Consider the following 858-nt stretch of genomic DNA (forward strand, 5'->3'; position numbering starts at 1 on the left):
CACGCGGTTGTCACTGGCATGGCGCACCACGTCCAGTCCCGCCTCGACCCGGGCGACATAGGGGGCGTAACCGATCAGGTCGGTCGCCCGCGCCAGCGCCATGGCGGCCTGCGGGGTCAACTGGTCCACGTTGCCGGGGCCAAGCCCCACGATGAAGATGCGGCCCGTGCTTTCCGTCATCGCGCCGCCTCCCGGCCGGGAACGAGGATGATGGAGAAATAGGGGGCAGGCCCCTTCATGTCCGTTAGCTTCATGCAGCGCTGCTGCGGCTGGGTCGCGCGTTCGACGTAGATCGCCCGTTCCTCACGCCCGGCATGGCGCAGGGCGGTGCGCACCTTTTCAAGGTTGCGGCCCAGCTTCATGATCACGGCGGCATCCGCCTGCTCCAGCCGCGCGGTCAGGCTTTCCGCATCCAGCGTGCCGGGAATGACGCTCAGCACGTCATCCCCATGCACCATGGGGCGCTGCGCGGCGGACCAGCAGCCCGCCATGGCGGTAATGCCCGGCACCACGGTGCAGGTGAAACGCGGGTGCAGCCGGTCAAAGACATACATGGCCGAGCCGAACAGGAACGGATCCCCCTCACACAGCAGGGCGACATCCCGCCCGGCCAGCAGGTGGGTCGCGATCCGTTCGGCGCACTCATCGTAAAACGCGGCCATGCGGACCAGATAGGCCGGATCGCATAGCGGGATTTCCGTGGTGAACGGATAGGCGAAACGCAGCCCCACCACGTGGGGGGAGAGCATGTCCCCCGCGATCTGGCGGGCATGGCCGGGCCGGTCGTGGCGGCAGAACCATGCCGCGACCGGGGCTTCGCGCAGCAGGCGCGCGGCCTTTACGGTCATGAGTTCGGGA

At 68.1% G+C, this 858-nt stretch carries 1 protein-coding gene and 1 pseudogene; both read right to left on the minus strand.

Going from position 1 to position 858, the window contains the following annotated elements; all coding sequences use genetic code 11:
* Window positions 1-180: pseudogene (locus JCM25156_RS26215) on the minus strand (precorrin-3B C(17)-methyltransferase); the annotation flags it as partial.
* Window positions 177-858 (minus strand): precorrin-2 C(20)-methyltransferase (locus tag JCM25156_RS18640; RefSeq protein ID WP_025814334.1); only part of this gene is annotated, 682 nt, incomplete at its 5' end. The gene JCM25156_RS18640 and the pseudogene JCM25156_RS26215, both read right to left, overlap by 4 nt.

The sequence above is a fragment of the Komagataeibacter kakiaceti JCM 25156 genome (assembly GCF_000613305.1).